The 22,421-nt window shown below is 68.5% G+C and carries 8 protein-coding genes; 1 reads left to right on the top strand and 7 read right to left on the bottom strand.

The features are described from left to right. Positions 1–156 precede the first annotated feature (156 nt). On the top strand, positions 157–573 hold the full coding sequence (locus tag DS079_RS16580; RefSeq protein WP_126988876.1) for a hypothetical protein: 417 nt from the start codon (positions 157–159) through the stop codon (positions 571–573). Positions 574–704: 131 nt separating this feature from the next. Here DS079_RS16580 and DS079_RS16575 read toward each other — a convergent pair whose 3' ends face one another. The 7 genes from DS079_RS16575 to DS079_RS16545 all read right to left on the bottom strand — a co-directional run bounded on the left by DS079_RS16575 (position 705) and on the right by DS079_RS16545 (position 21,420). Continuing rightward, positions 705–2,282 (bottom strand): homing endonuclease associated repeat-containing protein, encoded by a 1,578-nt coding sequence (locus DS079_RS16575; protein WP_126988875.1) that lies wholly within the window; start codon positions 2,280–2,282, stop codon positions 705–707. An 86-nt stretch (positions 2,283–2,368) separates the two neighbouring features. Continuing rightward, entirely contained in the window at positions 2,369–3,724 is a 1,356-nt protein-coding gene (locus tag DS079_RS16570; RefSeq protein ID WP_164736310.1) for an MGMT family protein, read from the bottom strand. Between the two features lie 75 nt (positions 3,725–3,799). Then, on the bottom strand, positions 3,800–4,435 hold the full coding sequence (locus tag DS079_RS17270) for a hypothetical protein (RefSeq protein ID WP_206516190.1): 636 nt from the start codon (positions 4,433–4,435) through the stop codon (positions 3,800–3,802). Continuing rightward, a complete protein-coding gene (locus DS079_RS16560) occupies positions 4,432–6,948 on the bottom strand; it encodes a UvrD-helicase domain-containing protein (protein ID WP_126988873.1) in 2,517 nt (838 codons plus the stop codon). The genes DS079_RS17270 and DS079_RS16560 overlap by 4 nt, the downstream gene beginning before the upstream one ends. After that, complete coding sequence (locus tag DS079_RS16555) at positions 6,945–13,556, bottom strand: DEAD/DEAH box helicase (protein ID WP_126988872.1); 6,612 nt, start codon at positions 13,554–13,556, stop codon at positions 6,945–6,947. The genes DS079_RS16560 and DS079_RS16555 overlap by 4 nt, the downstream gene beginning before the upstream one ends. Continuing rightward, on the bottom strand, positions 13,553–18,496 hold the full coding sequence (locus DS079_RS16550; protein WP_126988871.1) for a DNA methyltransferase: 4,944 nt from the start codon (positions 18,494–18,496) through the stop codon (positions 13,553–13,555). The genes DS079_RS16555 and DS079_RS16550 overlap by 4 nt, the downstream gene beginning before the upstream one ends. 11 nt (positions 18,497–18,507) lie before the next feature. Then, positions 18,508–21,420: a DEAD/DEAH box helicase gene (locus DS079_RS16545; protein WP_241237704.1), complete on the bottom strand. Its 2,913-nt coding sequence runs from the start codon at positions 21,418–21,420 to the stop codon at positions 18,508–18,510. Positions 21,421–22,421: the final 1,001 nt, after the last annotated feature.

Raw genomic sequence — 22,421 nt, 5'->3', positions numbered from 1 at the left:
CTGGCCCGCTGCCGCCTCAACCTCGTCCCCGACACCAACACCGAGGAGGTCACCACAAGCTCCCTACCCGCCCTGACCGCCTGACCCCTCAGCGAAGGATCGCTACACCACTTCCAGGGACTTGACCTGCGATTCCGCGGTGTATCCGCTGCGGAGGTGCTGTCCGCGCATCGAGTGGTCTGTCCCCGCTCCACGTGCATCGCGGAGACCTCACCGCACGTGATCACGGTGGCGGAGCAGTTCCATACGACGCATCCCGCGGACAGAGCGCTCCTGGCGGTGAGTTCCGCCGTGCGGCGACTTGGAATTTTCCTCGCGCTCGGCGCGACGAGCATCGACACCTGGAATTGGATAATTCCACCGACTCCGGACGGGATGGTCATCGAGGCCTGGTTCCCCTCGATGACTGTGTCCGAGCAGGAGCAGATCCTCGAGACCCTCTGCTCGACGGAGCTGAGCCCAGTGTGGTCTATCGATCAGACCTGGCCTCGAGGGAAACGTAATGCTCCTCCGTATTACGTCCTCACCATCGAGGGCGCGGCAGATATCCAACTTCGACTCTTCCAATCCTGAACTGCGGCGAGGCCTGCACTGCGGCCGCAATGACAGCCCGGGCTAGTAGATCGCCGAGTCGGCGCTTCTGACCTGCAGAGAGTCGGCACGGATATTTCCGAGCCGCTCTGCCACAGCGTCAAGTTGCCCACTCAGCGGCACTCCTCGACCGCCGCGTTCCACGACCCGAAGCGATCGACGACGGTCGAGCGAGAGGGCGCTGCGTTCTCCCGCGACCACGTGCCGTAGTCGACGGTGCCGCCGTCGGGATGCTCGGCGAGGAAGCGGGCCATGTACTCCCTCACCTCGGCATTGCTGCGGTTCTTGATCTTCGTCGCGTTCGGCTCGCCGCCCGCCTCCGCGAGGAGCTCGGTCCAGAGCTTCCCGGTGCGGCGCTGCAGGGTCGCCATCGTGGGGCGCCCTTCGACGCGGGCCCAGGTCGCGTATCGGGCGGTGGTGATCCGCGGGCCGAGGGCGTCGATTGCCGCGCGGACATGGTCGAGAGGGTCGGGCTCGTCGGCCGGGGTGTCCCAGTCGCGGGGTGCGGTGATCTCCTCGACCCAGGCAGGCTCGTAGTCCTCGGGCGAGTGGAGCACGGCGAGGGCCGTGGCGACCGTCTCGGTCCAGCTGCCTCCCTCGTGGCCGCACAGCCGCTGCCGGATGAGTGCGCCGGACGGTGCGGCAGGGTGCCGGGCGAGCCACTCCTCGACGGCCCGGAAGGTGGTGCCACCGTCCGGTGCCTGCACGGCGGAGAGCACCGCGGCCCAGAGGTCCTCGTCGCGGAAGGCGCTGCGCGGGGCGCCCTTGTCCGTGCCGATCCCGGCGGCCTTCAGGGCTTCGTTCCAGGTGCCGAAGCGGATCGCGGCGGTCTGGTGGCCGGGGACGTCGTGCTCGCGTGCCCAGGTGGTGACGGCCTGGCAGGTGGTGCGGCCAGTCTCGGCGTGGAAGGCACGAAGGTCCTCGATGATCTCCGCCTCGGTGCGTCGGGTGGCCTCCCGGGGCGCATCGAAGGCGGGCTCGTGCCGGGAGCGTCGGCGGCCCAGGAGCTGACGCATCTGCCCGACGGAGAGACCGAGTGCTGCTGGCGCCTCATCGAGCGGCGCGGCAGGATGAGTGGACGACCAGTGCTCCGCGGCGGACGCGTGCTCGGCACGGCGCACCTGGGCGAGGACCCGGGCGGCGGCGCTGAGGTCCGTGCTAGACCAGGGGGTGTCCCGGGAGAGGATCTGTCGGATCCGCTCGCGGGTGACACCGAAGAGGTCCCCGATCTCCTGCAGGGTCGCGCCGAACGCGTAGAGTCGTGCGCTGCGGCTCGCACGGAGGTCCTTGCACTCGATTCCGGAGAGCACCGTGTCGAGATACCCCGGCTCCCCCGGCGCGACGACCCCGAGCTCCTGGTCGCGCGGCACCCGCACAAGGCGCAGCACATGCGCGTGCGGGATGCCGAACACCGCTTCCGCCTCCCACCAGGCGCTGTCCGCATTGTCGCGCCGCCAGGCACGGAGCCGACGACGAAGCGCCGCGGCGATCACGGCAGACCCGCCCGGAACGACGTCCTCGATCGCAGTCTCCACCGAGTCGGGGTACACATCGAGGAGCTCCCCGATCTCGCTGGGGACGAAGCCCTGCTGCGCGAGGTCGAGCGCGCGGTGGACCTCCGCCTCGGTGAGAGGCGGGTGCGGAGCGTCGCTCGCGGGAGCGAGCAGGACGTCAAGCGCTGCGATGGACATCGGATCCCCTTCCGGTGGCACTGCACGAGGTGATACGACGAGTGTGTCGGCGGGGTGTGACAGCCAGAGGCACCTCAGCCGGGGAGTCACGCTCCGTCAGATATGTACTCTCCTGCGAGTTCGCGCAGTGCTTCCTCAGGCAGTCTGTGCGCAGCACCAGCACGATTGCCCGCGAACACCACCCCCTCGGCTTCGAGCGCTCCCTGCTGGGTCCGCTGATCTGTCCCGTCGTTCCATCGGAAGCCGGTCCGCGTCTGACCACTGGCATCGAGCACTCGATATGCGTTGACGCACTCCGGGCAGTTCGTCATATGCCCGCCGAGCGGCTGTGGCGCCGTACCGACCACGTCAGCAAGGTCGCCATATGTCGTCCACCGCCCCTTCGGCATCGAGTTGAGGATCGTGTGCAGGGTGCTCCAGTCGAATCCTGACGGTGTCGTCTCCTCAGCCAACTCGGTGAGTGACTTTCCCTCAGGCGTGAACCACCACGATGGGCCGCGAATACTTCGTTCGATGCCTGCGGCCTCACGCAGAGCTGTCTGCGCAATCGACGAGGGACGGTAGTCATTACCGTCGTATTCCCAGCGCAACGGCTGCCGGGAGTTGTTCGACCAGATCGCTCGACCTCGACGCGGGTCTTCTGCAATCCACTCATCAATCGCCGCCAGGGCTTCGGCGTCAATCGCAACGGGTTGCATGGTGAGCGAGGTGGCATCCGGGATGGTTGCCGCCTGCGCGAGACGGACAACTGTTGACCCCTCGCGCTTTCGACGACGTCGTGTCTGGGAAGCGGCGGCTTCTGCCCGTTGCGGGGAGATGGTGAACTCCTCCACGTCGGGGACGGGGAAGAGCTGTGAGACAGTCACGATGACGTCATCTGCGGCGGTGCGATAGGCCTGGACTCGCTGGAGTGTGATGTCGAGCCCCATCTCCGAGAGCCAGACAACGGTCGCGCTGGTAGACGGCACGAAGGAACCCGCAACCAGGACTATCCGAGGCTGCCTGAGCTGGTCAGGGTCCAACTCTCCGGCGTGTTCCTGGAGTGCGTCACGTGCCGCATCCTCAGAGACGGTGGCCCCGGCACGGCTGCTGAGGAAGCGCGCGTGATAGCTGACAAGGTCGGTCTCGGTGAAACGTGAGGCCATCGCCGCGTACTTGATCGCCTGCATCTCCACGGTGTCCGGGGCCTTGTCGCGTTTCAGCTCAGCAAGCACGAGCCGCCCGTCAGAGTCGAGGCCGAGCACGTCTAGTCGATCACGCTGGCGGTCGCCACGGGAGTCCTGCCAGCGGTCGAACTCGAAGGCAACGACCATGACGTCCGGACCAAGGATTTCGGGGCGGGCCAGAACCCATTCCTGGAGGTCGTCCCGCTCACGGAAGCCAGCCTCTGCCAGGCTGACGGTTGGGAGCGGGAAGGCTGAGCCGCCTTTGATGCTGTACACGCGCTCCCCGCTCATTCTCCACCTCTCGAGTTGTTGGACCACCGTGGTTCACGCCGAGCTGTATTCACTGAAGACTCACGGACTTCCATCCGCCGGTGGGGCTATATCGTATTCACCTTGCTCGTCTTTCGTCACCCGATGGGCAAGGTGGTAGAGGCTCAGGTCGATGTCTCGTGGAGTGAAGGCATGGGATCCGCCTGCCCGCTCAGTGACGTCGGAGGCGAGCTCCTCCACGATCTCCAAGTACCTTTGGTAGCGGCCGTTTCCCGGACTGGGCTCTCGCCCATACGCTCGGAGGGATTCGCGGGCACGACGGTCCCAGACCGCCATGCGTCCAGGGCTGAGCGCAACGAGAATCGCAGACGCCACGGCACCGCTGCCGCCGCACCCCGGAAGCTGCCAGAGCTCCTCTTGCGCGGCTCGCCCGGCTCTAGGAATCGACAGTGATTCATCGTTGGCGAGAACCCATGCGTCGTGGGTAACCTGTCGTACGCGTGAGTCGGGAGTTTCCATCAAGGATTTCGCCCATCTAGTATCCGCCCGCAAACGCTTCCAGACGACGAGCGCGCCGAAATCCGCCTTACTGAGACAGTGCGCGTGCTCCGCACGAGCGGCTACCTCGCGCAGTACCTCGTCGTACGTCGTCGCCGCAGGTGACTTCGTGACTGCAGTCCAGGTCTCGAGCAGATCGCCCACGATGTCCAACGTCATCTTGCCTCTCCAGTTTCCAGCAGGGCACTCGCTGTCCCAGCCCACGCCACAGCCAGCTGATCTCTCGCCCGCGTCGCCCCCACGTACAGCAGCGACCGCTCCTGCAGCTCTGCCGCCTCGAGCGTCTGCTCGTCGTAGGCGCTCCGCGCCACGTCGACGCTCGAGGAGTCGTCCACGCCGAACAGCACCACGTGGGTGAACTCCATGCCCTTGGCGCGATGGAAGGTCATCACGAGCGGTGCTCCGCCGCGGTAGCTGGTGTTGCGGTCCACGGAGACGACGCGCAGGCCACGGTCGTCGAGGGCGCGCACCAGGGTGTCGCGGGTCTTGTTGAACCGGGTGAGCACCCCGATGGTTGAGGGGTCCCCTCCCTCGTCGACGATCTCCTCGGTCCATTGCCGGATCAGGGCGGCGACCTTCTCGATCTCGTCAGCAAGGTCAACGGCCGGCAGGAACGTCACCTCCGGCCCTGTGCGGATCGAGCGGAACGTGCCACGGTCCGCACCATGGGTGACCTCGCTGCTCAGCAGGTCGTCGTCCTCCATGGCGGCGATGTCGAAGTCTCCGCCCCGCAGAATCGAGACGGCGAAGTCGAGGTTCTGGGCGGTGGTGCGGTAGTTGAGCTTGAGCCGCCTCGAGCGGCCGCGGATCGCGATGCCGTAGCGGCCGAGCTTCACAGGGTTGGAGTAGATCCGCTGGTGGGAGTCCTCGGCGATGAACATGTCGTCTTCACCTTCGGCGACCAGTGCTCGCAGCATCTGCCACTGCGTGGGGCGCAGGTCCTGGCCCTCGTCGACAAGCACGTGGTCGGCGACCCGCTCCCCCGTCGCCGCGGCGCGAGCGTCGAGGATCGCGGCGGCGACGGCGGAGGTCTCGTCCCAGTCCAGGGCGGAGTCCCGCTGACCGCCCTCGCGGTAAGCGGCGATCGCCGACCACACCTCGCGGCGCTGGGCACGGCCGAGCCGGGTCCCGCGACCAGTGCGGGAGACCCGCAGGTAGTCGACCTCCGTCAGGATCCGATGGGGCAGCACGACCTCGCGGTACTCGTCGATGAGGAATGCGGCGGTGACATGCGGCTGCGAGCGGTCCCGGAGAGCGTCGGCAGCCGCCGCGGCCTGGATCGCCGCGTCCCACTCGCGGGCGTGACGGGAGAACTTCGGGGTCCTCGTGGTCCAGCCGAGCACGTCGGCCATCGGGGTCAGGTCCTGGGCGGAGGTCACGGCGCCGTGAGCGATGCGGTCCACACCGGTGACATGGATGCCGGGCGCGCCGAGCGCATCCGGACGCGGGATGCTCGGTGCGAGGGCGCGGACCTGCTGCGCGAGCGCGTCGGCGAGGGTGCGTGTATAGGTGGTGAGGACGATCCGGGCGCTGCCGCCGCTCTCCGCAGACTTGCGCGCGAGGCGCACGGCGCGGTGGACCAGGACCACGGTCTTGCCGGTGCCGGCGCCGCCGGTGACGCGGTAGGGGCCGCGGGTGTTCACCTCGACGTAGGTCTTCTGCTCGGGGTGGAGGAAGATCCGCCACTTCTCGAAGCTGCCGGAGGCGAGCACCTCGGCGAGCGCCGTGTCGTCCTCGATGAGGCGATAGTTCGCCTGGGACTTCTCGGCGCTGAGCGACTGGAGTACGTCCTCAGTGCCCGAGGGGGTGCCCACTGCGCTGCCGCCGGTGACGCCGGTGAAGTACGCGGCGCGCACGTCTTCGAGGCTGGTGCCGGTGGCGAGGTCGAGCAGGGCGGTGCCCTGCCAGTTCTTGGTCTTCTCGGCGAGTGCGTAGAGGGTGGTGTCGTCGGCGCCCGCGGCCTGCTCGGCGAGGTGCGGGTCGAGGCCGAGGTCGTCGATGAGCTGCTGAGCGGTCACTGCGAGCACCGGGCCCGTCGGCGCCTCGGGCTTCGGCCGACGGGGCTCGTCGCCGTCGAGCGCGAGTTCGGTCTGTGCGGCGGGGACGGTCGACGGCTGAGCGGGTTCAGCCTGCTTCTCCCCCGCCGGTGCCTCACCTCCTGCGCCGGCCCCGCCGGCTGCCTCCGGGGTTTCTTCAGCGCCTGTCACCCGCTCGGCCTCAGCGGCCTGCTGTTCGGCGAGCCGCTCGGCCGCCATCTCCGCGGCGAGCGCGGCGGCGCGGGAGCGGACCTCCTCTTCGCTGTATCCGCCTCCGGTCTGCACGGCGTCGTCGTCGGAGCGGATCTCGGTGGTGCCGGAGATCGGGTTCATGCGCAGGTAGAGGGTGGGTGCCTTGGCGTAGGCGGCGTCGTGGTTGTAGACGCCCTCGACCAGCCAGACGTTCTGCCCCGACGAGTTCAGGCGGAACACCAGCACCCGGTACTTGCGGTTCACGCGGACGGACCGGATCCGGTCGTCCTTCACGTTCTGGAGCGGCTCGACGTGCAGCCCCGGGGACTCGGGCGTGGTCCGCAGCATCTCGAGGGTGGAGGTGACCTGCCCGGCCACCTCACGGGGCACCTGCTGCAGGGTGGGCAGGAAGGTATCCGAGATGGCGATGATGCCGTCGCTCATGAGTCTCCTCCGTCGGTCAGCTCCAGTGCCACGAGAACAGTCTCGGGGTCGGGTCCGACAATCTCCCACCCCTCCTGCTCGAGGGCGGCGCGTTCACGGGCCTCGAGCTCCGAGGTGGTGACGCCGACCTTGCGCTCCGGCCAGGCGATCTCCAGCGGCGTGCCGGCGCCGTACTCGTCGCCGATGACCGGCGGTTCGATGTCGTAGCGGGCGAGGACGCCGATGAGCTGCTTCTCGGTCTCGTCGTACGCCTCGTTCAGCGCCTCCTGCCAGGCCGGGGACAGCGGTTCCTTCGCGTCGGCTCCGCTCTCGGGGACGAGGGCGTAGTCAGCGGGAAGGGCGGTCGGCTCCGGTGCCGCCTCCTCGCCCGTCGGCCTCACAGCCTCGGGGCGTTCGGCCGGCGCCGTGGGCGCGAGCGCCGCCGGCTCCTCGGCCGACGGGACGCGCGGGGCGCGCGCCTCGTCCGATCCCACGTCGATGCCCGCCTCGACAAGACTCTTCGTGGTCAGTCGCAGGGAGTTGCCGTACGGCTCGCCCTGGGCGAGGTTCGCCAGGTGCAGCCAGGCCCGCCACGACTCGGCAGAGCTCTCGCGGCGCAGCGCCTCCTCGCGGTCGTCGAGGACGAGGGTGAGGCTCCGACGCGGTGGGCCGAGCAGTCCAACGACCGCGAGCTCGTCGCGGCCGCGCACCACGGCAAGGCGCATCGGGTCGGTGAAGGGGTCGGGCTTCTTCCCGTCGAGGAGGTTCGCGCCGAGGCGCTCGGCGGAGTCCTCACCGGGGGTGGTGAGCGCGGAGCGGTCCGTCGTCGGGACGAGCAGGTACGGCAGCTCCTCGCCGAGTCGCCGCAGGCGGTCGGTCTTCGCGCGCCGGACGACCCGGACCAGGATCTCGAGCGGGGTCGCGCGCAGCATCGGTTCGAGCTCGCGGTACTGGATACCGCCGTCGGCCCACTGCCGGACCATGCCCTCGTCGACGAAGGGCGGCAGGTCACCGCTCGAGCGCGCACCCTCCGGGGCGACCTCGCGAGCGGCGTCCTCGTCGAGGTCGGCATCGGTGATCGAGAGGACCATGTACCCGGCACGGCGCACCCGCATCCGCTTGACCGCATCGTCGGCCACCCGGTTCTTCGCGGCGGTGGCGTGGAAGGTGCGTCCGTCGGTGAAGATCGCAATGCCCTGGACGTCGCTGCCCGGCCAGGTGAGGACGAAGTCGGGGCGGGCGCCGGCGATGTCGACCTGTGAGGCGAGGGTGAAGTTCTGCCCGGCGTGGCGCACGCTGATGTCCGTGCCGCGGGTGGTGACGTCGGCGCCGTCGATGCCCTGCATGGCCTGAATGAAGGCGTTGCGGAAGCGCCGTTCGAGGGGGGACTCGGTGACGGCGGTCAGCTCGACGTCGCGCTCTTCGACGGCCCACTGCATCGCTCCGGGCTGTGCGTCCTCTCCTCCGAGGAGGATGTGCAGCGCCTCGATCGCGGTGGTGCGGCGCATGCTCTCGTAGGCGATGGGGCGGACGTACGGCAGCAGGCAGCGGTGGCAGGCGGCGAGGCCCTCGTCCTGGCAGGGGCAGGCCTCCAGGGCGCGGAGTCCGGCGATCAGCACGTCCCAGGCCGACGGGGCGGAGGCGAGCTCGAAGAGGTATCCGGTGCCGCCGACGATGGTGTCGGAGAGCAGCACGGCCTGGTGCCCGGCCTGGTTCGGGTGGGCGATGACGTCCACGTCGAGGTTGCCGATGCTGCCGCCGAAGCGGGTCTCGATGCCGAGCTGCAGGGCGGCGACGAGGTTGACGAGCAGGTCGCCGGCGGCGGCGTCGAGGATCTCCGGCGGGAGGGTGATCAGCACGGTCTCGGTCTGGAGGGTGCGGGAGAGGAGGGCGGGGCGGTTGTCGCCGTCGCGGGCATAGCGCAGGTCGCACCAGGCCTGGTGGTCCTGCGGTTTGTTCCCTCCGGTGTCGGAGTCGTGGTGCCCGCAGCGGGAGCAGAGCAGGAATCCGGGGGCCGTGCGCTCCTCGCCGGAGATGCGGATCGTCTCGGTGCCGGACTGGGGCTTACCCAGGTTCAGCCGGGTGAGGGTGGTGCCCCGATCCAGGCGCATCCCGAATCCGGTGCCGACGACGTTCCAGCGGTGGACGGTGCGGGCCTCGTGGTAGGAGACCGACAGCGCCTGCTCGAACTGGACCTTCTCGCGGTCGTCCTTGGCGTCGCCGATGCGGGTGCGGCTGCGGCTCATGGTGGAGTAGACGCGCTTGAGGTCGATGACGTCGCGGTGCTGGCCGGCGTCGGCGATCTCGGCGCTCTGGCAGCTGGGGCAGGCATGGGGCGGCTGGTCCTTCTCGAACTGGTGGGCGAGGCCGCAGCGGGGGCAGAACGCGGTGGGTCGCAGTGCGGCGCCGTCGATCCCGATGTCGACCGCGTCGACGACGAGCTCACGGCCGTGGGCGTAGAAGTGCGCGCCGGGGGCCAGCTCGGTCAGCGCCGCGGCGCCGGAGCGGGAGTAGCTGACGGGTTCGTGCTTCCAGGTCTCGTCCTCGTCCTTCCAGATGACGGTGGCCTCGAGCTGGACCGCGTCGTCGACGAGGGTGAAGTTGGGCAGCAGTCCGTAGCGTTCGAGCACGCCGATCCAGTGGGCGCTGTCGAGGGCGGAGACCTCGGCGCTGAGCTGTCCGGCTCTGCCGCGCAGTCGGCGGCGCTCCTTGTCCTGCTCCTCGGCCGACATGCCGGGCTCGGCGCCGATCTCCTCCTGTTCGGCGGAGATGAGGAGGTCCTCGGCGCGGAGCGAGGCCATCGCCTCGGCGCGCTCATCGGTGAGGGGCTGGTTCTCGAGCTGTTCGATGTTGTCCTGAATCCTGGCGCGGCGCCGGCTCAGCTCTTCCCGGCTGAGGTTCCACTGTGCGACGGCGTTGCGGATCGCGGTCTCGAGACCGCTCGGTGCCTCGCCCTGTGGCAGGGCCCAGATGCGCAGTTCGGTGCGGGCGTCCTCGGTGAGGCCGTCCCAGGAGTGGGTGCCGGTGGTGAAGCGGTCGAGGAATCGGTCGAGGTGTCGTTCGCCGTTGCGCTGGAGCTCCTCGAGCACGTGGCCGAGGAAAGTGCCGGGCGCGGCGGAGGCGAGCACCGGGGTGGTGCGCACGGGCGGGGGGACGCGGTCGTCGCCGGCAAGGGTGTCGAGGACGGAGGCGAGCAGCTGGCGGCGCAGGATCTCCTGGGCGGAGAGGTAGGCGCCGGGGGCGCGGACGGTGCCGTTGAGGAGGTCGAGGGGGTCGTAGTAGAGCCCGGCGGCGCGGCCGCGGCCGGCGACGAAGGTGACGTCCAGGGCGTTGCCGGTCTGGCGCCCGGCGCGGCCCACGCGCTGGAGGTAGCTGGCGACGGTCTTCGGGACGGAGGCGAGCAGCACGGTGGAGAGGTCGCCGATGTCGATGCCCATCTCGAGAGTGGGGGTGGCGACGAGGACGTTCGGGGTGCCGGGCGTCTGGGCGCTGTTCTTGAAGCTCGTCTCGTAGTCGAGGCGGTCCTCGGTGTCCAGCAGGGAGGTGTGCTCGCGGGCGACGACGCGGCGCATGTCGCCCTGGTAGAGGCTGCGGTAGTAGGTGGCGCTCAAGCTGCTGGGGCGGAGCGTGCCGGGGCAGCGGTGGCGCAGGCACGGCCCGTCCTGCAACGGAGCGAGGACGGCGCCGGTGCCGGTGACGGTCTCGCGGCATTCGTCGCAGACGAGCATCGGGGTCGCATCCTCGGCGGCGCCGGCGGGGCGGCAGGCCTCGATGCGCTCCGGGACCAGCGCAAAGCTGCGCAGGCCGCTGGTGGTCTCGACGACGTCGAGCAGGCCGAGGTCGGTAAGCGCGTCAAGGAGGGGGCGCAGGAAAGTCGAGGCGGTGCCGCGGTCGCGGGCGAGCGCACGAGCGGTCCAGTCGGCGTACCAGCCGGAGCGGGCGGTCGCGTCCTCAAGCTCGCTCCTGGTGCCCTGTCGGCCGATGCTGGGCAGCTGCGGCAGGGCGCGCCCGGTGGGGAAGGCGGGCATGAGCTCGGGCTCGGGGCGTCCGCCCCAGAGCTTGTACACGGGCCCGCCCTCGCGGCGGAAGGGCGTCAGCCAGTCATGGGCGATCGCGCCGTGGGTGCGGAGGCGTTCGAGGATGCCGCGCACCCAGCGGCGGCGCACGGCCGTGTCGTCCCCATCGAGCTGGCGGATGCTCGCTCCGAGGGCGCGTTCGGCGGCCTGGTCGAGCTCGTCGTCGCTGGCCCGCACCTGGGCGAGGGCCGAGCCGGTGAGCAGGAGGGTGCGGCCCACCTGGCCGGTGAGGCCCAGCTCGAGGCCGACGTCGAAGGTGAGGCGCTTGACGACGCGGGCGGTGGCGCGCTCCCGGTCGCGGGCGCGGAAGCCACGACGTCGGTCCGCGTCCTGGTGCCAGTAGGCGGTGAGCTTGTCGGAGTCGGTGATGGTGGGGTGCAGCAGCCGGTAGCGCTGCTCGTCGGTAGTGGCCTTCGCGAGCAGCCGCTCGACGATGGTGCTGATCGGGGCGGGCTCGGTGGTCAGTGCCTCGTGGATCACCGAGCGCATGGTGAGGCTAAAGGAGCGGGCCTCGACGAAGCCGGCGCGATGGGCGGCGTCCTGCACGGAGTCGGTGAAGACGAGCGCCTTCTTCTCCCGCAGGTCCAGGCCCGGCGTGCCGAACAGGCTGGTGAGAGAGACGGAGAGCAGCGTCGCGAGCCGTGTGCCGAGGAAGCGGATGCCGTCCTTCTCGCCGCAGGCGGGACAGGTCTGGTCGTTGGCGTGCTTGTCCGCGTCGAGGCCGGCGTGCACGAGCACGCGGAGCACTGAGGCCTCGGGGTCGTCATCGAGGGGTCCGTGCCGGTCGAGGGTGGCGGAGGAGAGGTTGAGGTAGCGGCGGCGGGAGGTCTCCTCAGTGGCGACCTCGGGGTCCTCGTCGGTGGTGGTGACGTCGAGCAGGAGGGCGCGGAAGCGGCCGGTGCGCTCAGCGGCGTCCTTGCGGATGGTGTCGGGGCGCAGGTCGAGGTCGTCGCCGACGGCGCGGGTGGTGGCGCCCCAGCCGGAGCGGCCGCAGTGGCGGCAGTAGATGGCGGGCAGGGCGAGGTCCTCGTCCTCCTCGAGCGCGTCGGACCAGCGGAAGGCGGGGGCGGTGGTCACGGCGCGGTCCACGCGGGTGATCTCGCGCAGCCACAGGTGCGCTTCGAGGTTCGGGAAGGAGTTTCGGGGTGCTGCTTCGCGGGCGCGCTCGTGGGAGAGCACGGCGAGCAGGGCGGTGGTGAAGTCCTCGGCGATGCGCGGCTGGGTCACCCACGGCAGCACGGTGGCGGCGAGCTCGCGCAGCTCGGTGGCGCGGGAGGTCTCGCGGAGGATCTGGCCGACGAGGGGGTGGGCGAGGAGGAGGTCGCGCGGGGGGAGGCCACGCTGCGCGGCGATGGTGCTCGCGCGCTCCCCGCCGTCGGCGGTCCAGAGCACGTCGAGGACGTGAGCGGTGAGGGCCTCGGCGTCGAGCGGGGTGCCGGGTTCGAGATGGGGGCGGACCGCGGTGGCCATCGAGGCCGCGGCGGGGAACTGTGCGGGGCTGAGCGAAGGGCCCTCCCCCGCCGCCTCGCCGGCGTGGTCGGCGGTGACCTCGCGGGAGGGGCGCACGAACTCGTCGAGGTCCACGCGGGTCTCGGTGATCACGGCGTCCTCGCCGATGTCGGTGCCGAAGACGGTGCGGGCGAAGTCGAGCATGGCGGCCGCGGCGTCGGCTCCGTCGCCGAGGGTGGCGGAGGTGGCGACGGGGGTGAGGTGGACGCGGCCGGGTGCGATCTGGTCCAGGACCAGGCGCAGGCGGCGCAGCAGCATGCCCACGTCCGTGCCCTGCGCGCCGTCGTAGGTGTGGAACTCATCGAGGACCAGGTAGCGCAGCGAGGCGGCGGAAGCCTCCCAGAGAGGACGATCCGCACGGCGCAGCAGCAGCTGGTCAAGCATCTTGTAGTTCGTCAGCAGCACGTCCGGAGCGGAGCCGCGGATCATCTCGCGGTCGGTGATGAGCGAGTCCGCGGTGACGACGGTGGAGGGCTCGTGGGAGGCCTCCCCGGTGTAGAGCGCGGCGGTAAGGCCCTGGTAGGCGGGCTTCTCGGTGAGGAGCTTCGCGAGGCGCCCGGCCTGGTCGTTCGCGAGCGCGTTCATCGGGTAGAGGATCAGCGCTTTAATCCCGCCGATCCCGGCCTTCTTCGCGCGGGCCGCGTGGTCGAGCACGGGATAGAGGAAGGACTCGGTCTTGCCGGAGCCGGTGCCGGTGGTGACGATCGTGGGCTGCGGGAGACGGAACCCGGCCTCGTCCTGCTCGCCCGGTGCCTCGGGGCTGGTGGTGAGGCGGGAGAAGGCGGCGGCCTGGTGGGCGTAGGGCTCGAACCCGCCCGGCAGGCTCGGCACGAGTTCGCGCGCAGCAGCAGCGTCGCTGCCGCCCGCGAAAGGCAGACGGGTGCGCAGGTAGGGGCCGAGGAAGATCCCGGAGCGCTCATCGGTGAGGAACGCGTCCAGCGCGCTCGCGACCGACGGATCCGCCAGCGAGATCGCCGTGGTCACGTAGTCGATGACCGCGCGGCGCAGATCCGCCGCCTGCCGGGTGGGCAGCAGCTCCGTCATGATCCGCTCTCCTCCATCCGCCGAGTGAACTCGGCGTAGGCCTGGCGCATGTCTGCCTCCCGGTCCAGGATCCGGAACGGCTGCTCGTAAACGATGGTGCGGCCGGTGCCGGTAGCGCTGGGATGTACGGCGGTGCGGTCCTCGAGGGGCAGGCCCGTCTCGGGCCGGCCGGCCTTGTTCCAGGCGGTGCGGACGGAGCTGGGGATCTGGCGACCGTTCGCGTCGAAGATGTACGCCTTCTTGCCCTCGCCGCGGTCGTAGTCGTTCAGCACACCGAACTGCGTGCGGTAGATCGTCACCAGGTCATCGATCGAGATGCCAGTGACGATCGCCATGATCGCGTCGATCTCCACCAGCGCCTGCCGACGGTCTTCATCTATACGCAACGGGGATGCCATCGACCACTCCGTTTCAACTTCCGCAAGAGCAGGACGATTCATGCGCCGCACTCCACCAGCCCAAGAATCTGACATATAATCCACACTGAAGCCCAGCTTCCAAAATTCAGCATAAGCTTCCGTAAGGGAATTTAGACGCAAGGCTCGCAGTATTGCAGCACCCGCAAGCGGATGCTCGAAAGGAATAATTGGAAGCCGAAACGCCTCGGACCTCTGAATATTCGCCCCCACGGTCGCCCTCATAAAGAAGTCGGCAATGAGAGAAGACGCGCCTGCCGCCACAAGGGGAAGCGTCGACCCGGACGAAGCCGGAAACCCAAAGGAAAGTACACCCTCAATATGGGCAGTCCCGGGAGGATAGATTGCCGAAATAAAGGTTCTCTCTCCCGTCAATGATGCCATCTTCCGCCAAACAAGCCTGTAGCTAGCCCTAGCCGGGACCCGAAGCTTCTCCCGCCCCGCTAGGGAGCCATTCAGCTCCCAGTAGTCATAAGCACTGTCATACTCTCTGGTGCTCGCCACCACTAGACCATCTGCCTCCACGGCCTCTCCATAGATCGGCTGGTACTCCGTGAATGGAATCGCATCCCTGGCGAGAACTTCGAGATCGAGGGGAGAATAGTCGCGATTGCTGCGCATTGTCGCATTGCGTTCAGACGCGAACGGGTTTCCCACATGAAAATATGGACCTTGGAGGATTACATTCTCCCAGCTCGAGGGGAGCATCCATTTCGATTCGAATCGACCTTTCGAGCGATCCACACTTTCGTGCCACCCGGCGCTAAATTCGGGGGCAAGCGAGTTTACTCGATCAACTTGCGAAAGTGCCTCCAGAACCCCCGCCGTAGTGCTATTGACACTCGAAAGCATCCGGGCTGCTCCAATCGGAACATCTCCCCTGCTGGACTCCAGCAGAGCGTGCCATAACTCCAACCGCTCTCGCCGATTCCTAAGGATCCTCCCGCGATGCGGACGGAGGTCCCAGCCGCCATCAGAATCCTTAAACCCCGGCTCAGGACCAATCCCGTCATGCGCAAGCGACCCCTCGACCACGGATGGATGATACAGACTCACCGCACTCAAGAAATCCACATCACGAAGCGATCCGTACACGTTAACAGAGTATTCAACATGATTGTCAACCTCGGCAAACAAGTAGAGGTCATTAATAAACCTCCAATGCCTGCGCAGACTTCGATAATTCACACTTCGCAAGCGATAAGCCCGCGCGTCAATGAAGTGAGTTGCGGGATGCACCAATGCCACTATTCCAGCGGGCCTGGCATGCGCCCAGGTCTGGACCATAAAGTTTCGGTAGAGGTCCGGTTGTGTCCCAGCCATGTCGGGATACATCGAGCCAGAGCCGACAAACTCGGCGATTGAGGCAATATCCCTAGTGCCTACGAGTGCCGCCTCGTTTGCTCCCTCTGCTCCGAGCGTAAGCTCACGCCGTAACTTCTTCTCAGCATTCGACGGCTTGTTGGCGAGCACCCACCACGGATCGAACTCGCCGAGAATGGTAGCGACATCGAGCGTCGGTCGCACCCACGGCGGGTTTCCCACCTGCAAGTCGAAGCCGCCGCGGTCGAAGGCGGCGGCGAAGTCGAGCTCCCAGTGGAAGAACCGCTGCTCCTTAGCGATCTCGACGCAGCGCTTAAGCCACTTCGTGTCCTTCATGAGCTGGTCGACGTTCGCGGCGCCGCCCACACCGAACATCATCTCGACCGCGTCGAGCTCCTCCCAGTCCTGGGCGCTGCCGATCGCGAGCTGCCCCTCCCCTGGGCCCTTGCCTCGGCCCGTGTGCTTCACGACCTCGAAGGACGTACCGAGGATCTTCTGCACCGTCTCGAGCCACTGGTGGAACGTCGGCGGGGCGATCTCGTCGTCGGGCAGGACGGGCCAGAACCACAGCGCGCACCAGGCGTCCATCACCAAGCGCAGCCGCTGGTAGGCAGAGTTCACGTCCGCAAGGGTCTCTTCGATCTGCTTCCTGGTGACGTCACCGCCCTCGTTGGTTTCCGCGCCCCAGACAGGGATCGCACGGCGGGACTGCTCCTCCGCAGCGCGGATACGTCGCAGGGCAAGACCCCACAGCTCCTCGACCCGCTGCGACAGCTTCTCGAGCTGCGCGATCTGCGGCTTCGTGAGCTTGCCGGCCCAGCCCTTCGCGTGGTCGCGCAGCTCCTTCGCCTCGCCAGGCGCGAGCTTCTTGATCTCCGCGTCCGAGGCGGCGGCGAGCCACCCCTCCCCCGGCAGGAGGAAGTGGAAGATCTTGTTGGATACGCTGGCGCGCTTCCCGTCAGCGTCGACTGGGTCGTGGACGGTGGTGACCGGCAGGTTCTCCGGAGCGGTCTCGATGACGGCCTTTAGCTTGGCGTCCTTGAGCGTGTCCGCGGAGTAGACGGCGTGGCGGGCACCGATGAGGGAGTTGCCGGCGCGCAGGCGCAGACCGAACCACGGGGCCTTCAGGCCCGGTGCCATGGTGTCGAGCCAGAGGGAGACCTCGGCGAGCTCCACCGCGGTGGAGTTCAGGTCCACCCCGTACACGTTGTGCAGGGCGATGTAGGCCTTGACCCGCTGGAGTTCCTCCGCGTACTGCTCGGGGTCGATGCGCTGATCGAGCTCGTCCTGGCGGCGGGTGAGGTACTCGGTGGCGAGCTGGCGCACGGCTTCGATCGCGAACGCGCCGGAGCCGAGGGCAGGCTCGCAGATCGACATGTTCAGGATCTCCGCGGCGGTGGTGCGCCTGCGGCGGATGGGCTCGTGGTCGAAGTTCTCGTCGTCGAACACGATCGTGCCGTTCGGCAGATCGGTCTCGTCGGTGATGACGGGGTCCAGCAGCTCGGCGAGGCCCTGGGAGACGGTGAAGGAGGTGATGACCTCCGGAGAGTAGTAGCTCGCGGACTGCTGGCGGGCACGGCCCGAGAGGCGGAACACGAACTCGCCGTGCCGGTAGGTGCGAGGCACCTTGCGGCCGGTCTCGTCCTCGACCATGACGAGGTGCTGGGTCATGGAATCGTCGATGACGCCCTCCGGGACCACCCACGAGCCGCCCTTCGGGTCGCCGCCCTTGGCGACCTCCACCAGGTCCTGCTCCGCAAAGGAGCCGGTGTAGCTCATGAGGGACTCGTAGACGGCACCGAGCTGGTTGATGCCGAGGGCGACGTAGCTGATGAAGCCGCGGTTCTTGCCCTTCTTCACGCGGGAGAGCAGGAGGTTCTCGAGCACGGCCTGGAGGGCCTGGTTGCCGAGCTTCACCTCGTCGATCAGGGCAGTGCGGTCCTTGCGGAACAGGTCCGCGTCGAGGTTCTCGAACACCAGGGCGCCGCTGCCGTACTCGGCCGTACCGTCGGCCTGAGCGTCCTTCGGGTGGTGGCCCCTGTTGATGAGGTCGAAGAGGATTTGCAGGGAGCTGTACAGGTAGGTGCCGTGGGCGGCGTCCAGCGGGACCTCGCGCTGAGTGAGGTCGCGCAGACGGTCCACGGAATAGCCGGCCTGGTACTCCGGGGCGCCGACGGGCAGCACGCCCAACTCCGGGCTCGCCTCCGCATACAGCAGGAACAGGATCCGGTAGAGGTAGCGCAGGGACTGCAGCGCAAGCGGCTGCGCCTGGTGCTGCGGGAGTGGGTCGAGGCCTTGGGCCTCGCGTCGGCGGATCACCTCGTTGGCGATGATCTCGATGCTCTCGCGCACCCCGTCGCGGAGGTCCTCGGAGACGCCCACGGCGTTGTCGATCGACTCCTGGACCGTGCCCGTCCACCAGATCTGCGAGTTCGCATCCGGGGCGAGTGAATCCGCGCTGAGGGCGGCGAGCATCCGCTCCACCTCGCCGCCGCGCCGGAGGTCGTTGCGCTCGGCGATGGTTTGGAGGTCGGCGACGAGGTAGCGGCCCTGCGGCCACAGCTGCGACGAGGTGAGCACGGCGAAGCGCCCGGCGAGCACCAGCAGGAACTCGGGGGCGTCCTTGCTGATCGCGAGCGCGGAGAGCACCTGCGGGACGGAGGTGAGGCGCTGCTCGTCCTCGGTGCCCTCCGCGAGGACCACGTCAGCCGGGAGATGGCCCGCCTGTTTGGCGAGGACATCCTGGACGTCGTCGGCCGCGAGCGCGTCGAGCATCGCCAGCGGTGCCTCGTCCACGCCTCGGGTCGCGAAGCGGCGCAGCGGGCCGGTGGTGGTCACGTCCCAGCGGCCCGGTGCCGCGTCGTCGACGGTGCTGTCGGTGTAGCCGAGGATCGTGCGGAGCTCGTCGGCGAACGCGACGGACCGCTCCCCCAGCAGCTCGCGCCGCTGGTCGGGGTGCGTGGTCTCCGGCAGCGCGGCGGCGTCGGCCTGCAGCTCGAGCAGCCGGCTCACCAGGCCGGTACGGGCAGAGGTGAAGCGCTCGCGCGGGCTGCGCCAGTCCGGATCGTCCTCCCCCGTGCTGCGCCACTCCTGCATCAGCGCCTTGGTGCGGGCGGTGAAAGTCTTCGACGCATCATCGGAGGTGAAGTAGTGCTCGCTGATCCAGTCCTCGACCACGTACAGAGCATCGCTGATCGCCACAGGGAAACTCCTCAGGCCTGGGGACGGGGGACGACGACGAGCAGCGGACGCACAAAGGTGCGGTCCGGCAGCATGTCACTGACGAGCTTCTTCTCCACCTCGAGCGCCTCGCGGGTGGCGAGCATCAGCGCGGAGGTGCCGCGGGCGTGGGCGGCGGCGGACTCCCAGCGCAGCTGCTCGGCCTTCCAGCGCTCCACCCGCGCCGTCGCGGCAGCGGTGATGCCTGGGGCAACCTGCTGCTCCATGAACTCCCGGGCGACGGGCACGGCGGCACGCAGCAGGGCCTGGTACTGACCAGGATCTGCGACGGCGGTGCCGATCGCGTCCGGGCCCAGGCCGATCTCCTGGAACAGGGCCGAGGGGGCGACGTGCGGGAGGGCGCGCGGGGTGCCGTCGTCGTCGGCGATGCCGAGCACGGTCGAGGAGACGATCTGGCCGCGGGCGGTGGTGAGCGTGCCCTGGAAGATCACCCAGGGGCGGTCCACCTGGCCATGGATCGCGAACACCTCACCGCTCGGAACACCCGCAAGGACGCGGTCGCTCATCCAGTCCAGGACCGGGTGGATCGGGCCGAGGAAGTGGACGTCAGGCCAGTTGGTGCCCGAGTCATCGTCGAGCGCGGCGCGGAGGCGGCTGTTTCCGACGTCGGCACGGGAGGTCAGGCGCAGCGCCTCCTTCACCCGGCGGTCGACGAGATAAGTCTGCGGGAGGTGGTCCAGGCGCCGGCCGAGATCCTCGCCGGGGGTGAACTGGATCAGTCCCGTCGGCTCATCGAGCACGAGGTCCACACCGCCCTGGGCCACGGGGCGGCCCGGCTGGGTGTGCAGCTCGGTGAGACCGGAGACGAGGAAGTCGGCGTCAGAATCGAAAAGGCCGGTCTCGAAAGAAGTCTCCTGCGCGGCGCGGTGGCCGTCCCGGCGCCGCGGCTGCGGGGCGGAGTCCTGGGCGAGCAGGCCCTGGAGGAAGGCGTTCATCGGGTGGAGCTGCTCGACCTCGGGCAGCACCTCCTCGACGTCCTTCGCGCTGCGGAGCACGTCGATCAGGGCGCGCTCCTCCGCGGCGGCGTCGTACTTCTGCATCAGCGAGGCGGCGTCGCCGAGCTGCTCGTGCGCCTCCTTCTCGCGGTCCAGGAGGCGGCGCAGCACGTAGATGTCGCCGTCGAAACCCTCGACCTCGGAGAGATCCAGGAGCAGGGCGGTGATCTGCGGGGGCGTGCGCTGGCCGTAGCGGTCGATGCGGCCGTTGCGCTGCTCGATCCGGATCAGGGACCACGGGACATCAAAGTGGATCAGCTCATGGCACTGGGCGTGCAGGTTCACGCCCTCCGAGGCGATGTCGCCGGTGATCAGCACGCGGATCGGCGAGGAGCTCTGCTTGAACGACTCCACCACGCGCTGCTGCTCGACGTCGGTCAGGCCGCCGTGGAGCACCGCGATCTGGTCGTCCTTGAGCTTCAGGTCCTTGAGGAGATGCTCTCGCAGCCAGGAGAGCGTCGCGACGCGCTCGGCGAAGACGACTACGCGCTCCGGGGAGGTGCGGGAGACGCCCTTGTCCTTCAGGAGCTCGACGAGGCGGCGGTACTTGCCCGAGCGGGGCGAGCCGTCGGAGGGGATGCAGGCGTCGTTCAGCTCCGTGAGGCGGAGGAGAGCGTCGGCCTCGGCGGCGTGGGTACTGGTGGGCGGGACCTCGGCGAGGTGGTCCCCCTCCACCTTCCCCAGAATCTCCCGGGTGCGGTTGCGGAGAGTCTCCTTCAGCGCGATCGGGGAGGAGAGGAACGCCTTGGCGAGCGTCCACGGGAACAGCTGCGAGCCCCTGCCGGACATCGGTCCGTGGCCGACGGGCGGGTGGGTCCAGGTCTGCGCGATCTCCCGGGCGACCGCGAGCTCCTCCGCGGAGGCCTCGACCGGCAGCATCTCCGGCGGGCGGCGCTCGGCCCAGTTCTCCCCCACCTCGTCCTTCACCGAGTCCGAGTAGCGGTGGCGGCGGATCATAAGACGCTGCGTCGCGCCGTCGGCGATCTCCCGCTTCGGGGACACAGCCGTCGGCTCCAGCAGGCTGATCAGCTGGGCGAAGGAGTCGTTGGAGCCGTTGTGCGGGGTGGCCGAGGCGAGGACCAGCGCGTCCGTGTTCGGCGCGAGCACGTGGGCGAGCTGGTTGTTCTGCGTGGACTGGTTCGTGACGTTGTGGGACTCGTCGATCACCACGGCGTCCCAGCGGTGATGGCGCAGGTCGTGGACGAAGCGGTCCTGCTTGAGGGTGTCCATCGAGATGATCACCTTCTCGAAGAAGGTGAACGGGTTCCGGGAGGCCGGAAGCTGCTGCTTCACCTGCTGCACACCCTCGGAGTCCAGGCGCACGAACGGGATCGCGAAGCGGGTCCACAGCTCGTGCTGCATCTGCTCGAGCACATGGCGGGGGCAGACGATGAGGATCCGCCGGCCGCGGCCACGCCGGATCAACTCCGAGAGGATCATGCCGATCTCGAGGGTCTTGCCCAGGCCCACTGCATCCGCGATCAGCAGTCGGGGGCGGATTCGCTCGGGGTCCAGTGCCATCTCGACGGCCTCGCGCTGGTACGGGAGATCATCGGCGAGCATCTGCGTGGAGACGGTGAGCTCGGCGTGGTCGATCGGGACCGGAGTCTTGCGCAGCGTCGACTCGATCCAGAGCCGGGTGCGGCGGTAGCGCGGGGAGGTGTCCGCGACGACGGTCGAGTCCTCGGGGTTCTGGGGCGTGATCGTGTCGAGGGAGGCGTAGAAGGAGGCGGTGGTGTCCTTGACGAAGTCGCTCACGCCGCGGACCGCGTAGAGGGTGCCGTCCGGGGTGTCCTCGACGGAGGTGACCAGCCATGTCTCGTCGCGGACGGTGACCAGGGAGCCTGGGGAGATCACTCCGTGCTGTTCCTTGACCAGCTGCGTGCTCACTCCGTGACCTCCCACTGTTGGCATCCCTTTGCGACCTTACGGCAACCGAGCTTCGTGTACTGGTCAGCGACAAGATTCGGCCGAGCGAACTGCGAGCGCCCGTCGCTGTCAGGAATTGAGACTCGCGGCGCCATCAGTACCCTCCCCCGAGATTCCCCCGCCGGCGCGCATCGTTCGCTTCGGACGCTACCCATAGAGCAGCAGCCAGCGCGCCCAGCCCGCACGTGAGCACGTTTCCGACGATCCCGAAGAGCAGGAGCAACGGAACCAACGCCACCGAAGCCAGGACGTCTCCGGCGTCTCCCCGTGGCCGGGGAACTCGCAGGAGGTACCAGCCGATGGCCAGAGCCATGCACAGTGTCGGCAGAGAGATCACCCAGAGCGAGAGGAGCGCCGGGATCCCGTCAAGCCTGGCATCGAGCCACTGGTTCAGGGGGAACGAGAGTAAGAGCGCCCAGAGACCGCTGAGCACAGCCCACCAGCTGAGAGGCTCGTCGGCGGATGATTGCTTGGCTGGAGCTGCCGTAGTGAAGGGTTTGCCATCAGCAGTGGCAGAGCTGCTCGTCCCGTGTCCCGCTGCACCTCGAGGTCTAGCACGCAGCGCCCGCTCGTAGGCAAACGGCGCTTCCATTGAGGCGCGATAGTCCTTCGCGCTCCGCGGGTGCTCCATGCAGGGGTGCAACGGCCACGGCTTGCCGACCGCGTCGAAATAAGCGCAGCCCCCGCGCTTATTGCGGAAGAACCACACCGGTTGAAAGCAGATCGGGCACTGAGCGTTGGGCTGTTCCGGCGGAGGGTCCCAGTTCTCCGCGATACGAACCCCAGGTACCGTCACGTTTGCGCGCGTCGGCCATGAAGTCTCCTGGAGACTCGCTCAGTTGAGTCCCCGATAGTGGTGTAGCGCGGTGGCCCTGTGATCGTCCCGGACAAGGACGCGGCCACCGTGTGATCCTTCGAGTGAACCTCTCACAGCACTCTCGAACGGAGTCATCACGATGACC

Origin of the sequence: Brachybacterium paraconglomeratum, assembly GCF_003994255.1 — a bacterium.
Lineage (GTDB): Bacteria > Actinomycetota > Actinomycetes > Actinomycetales > Dermabacteraceae > Brachybacterium > Brachybacterium conglomeratum.
The sequence above is the reverse complement of the archived record's forward strand: the minus strand, read 5'-3'. Positions and strand labels throughout refer to the sequence as shown.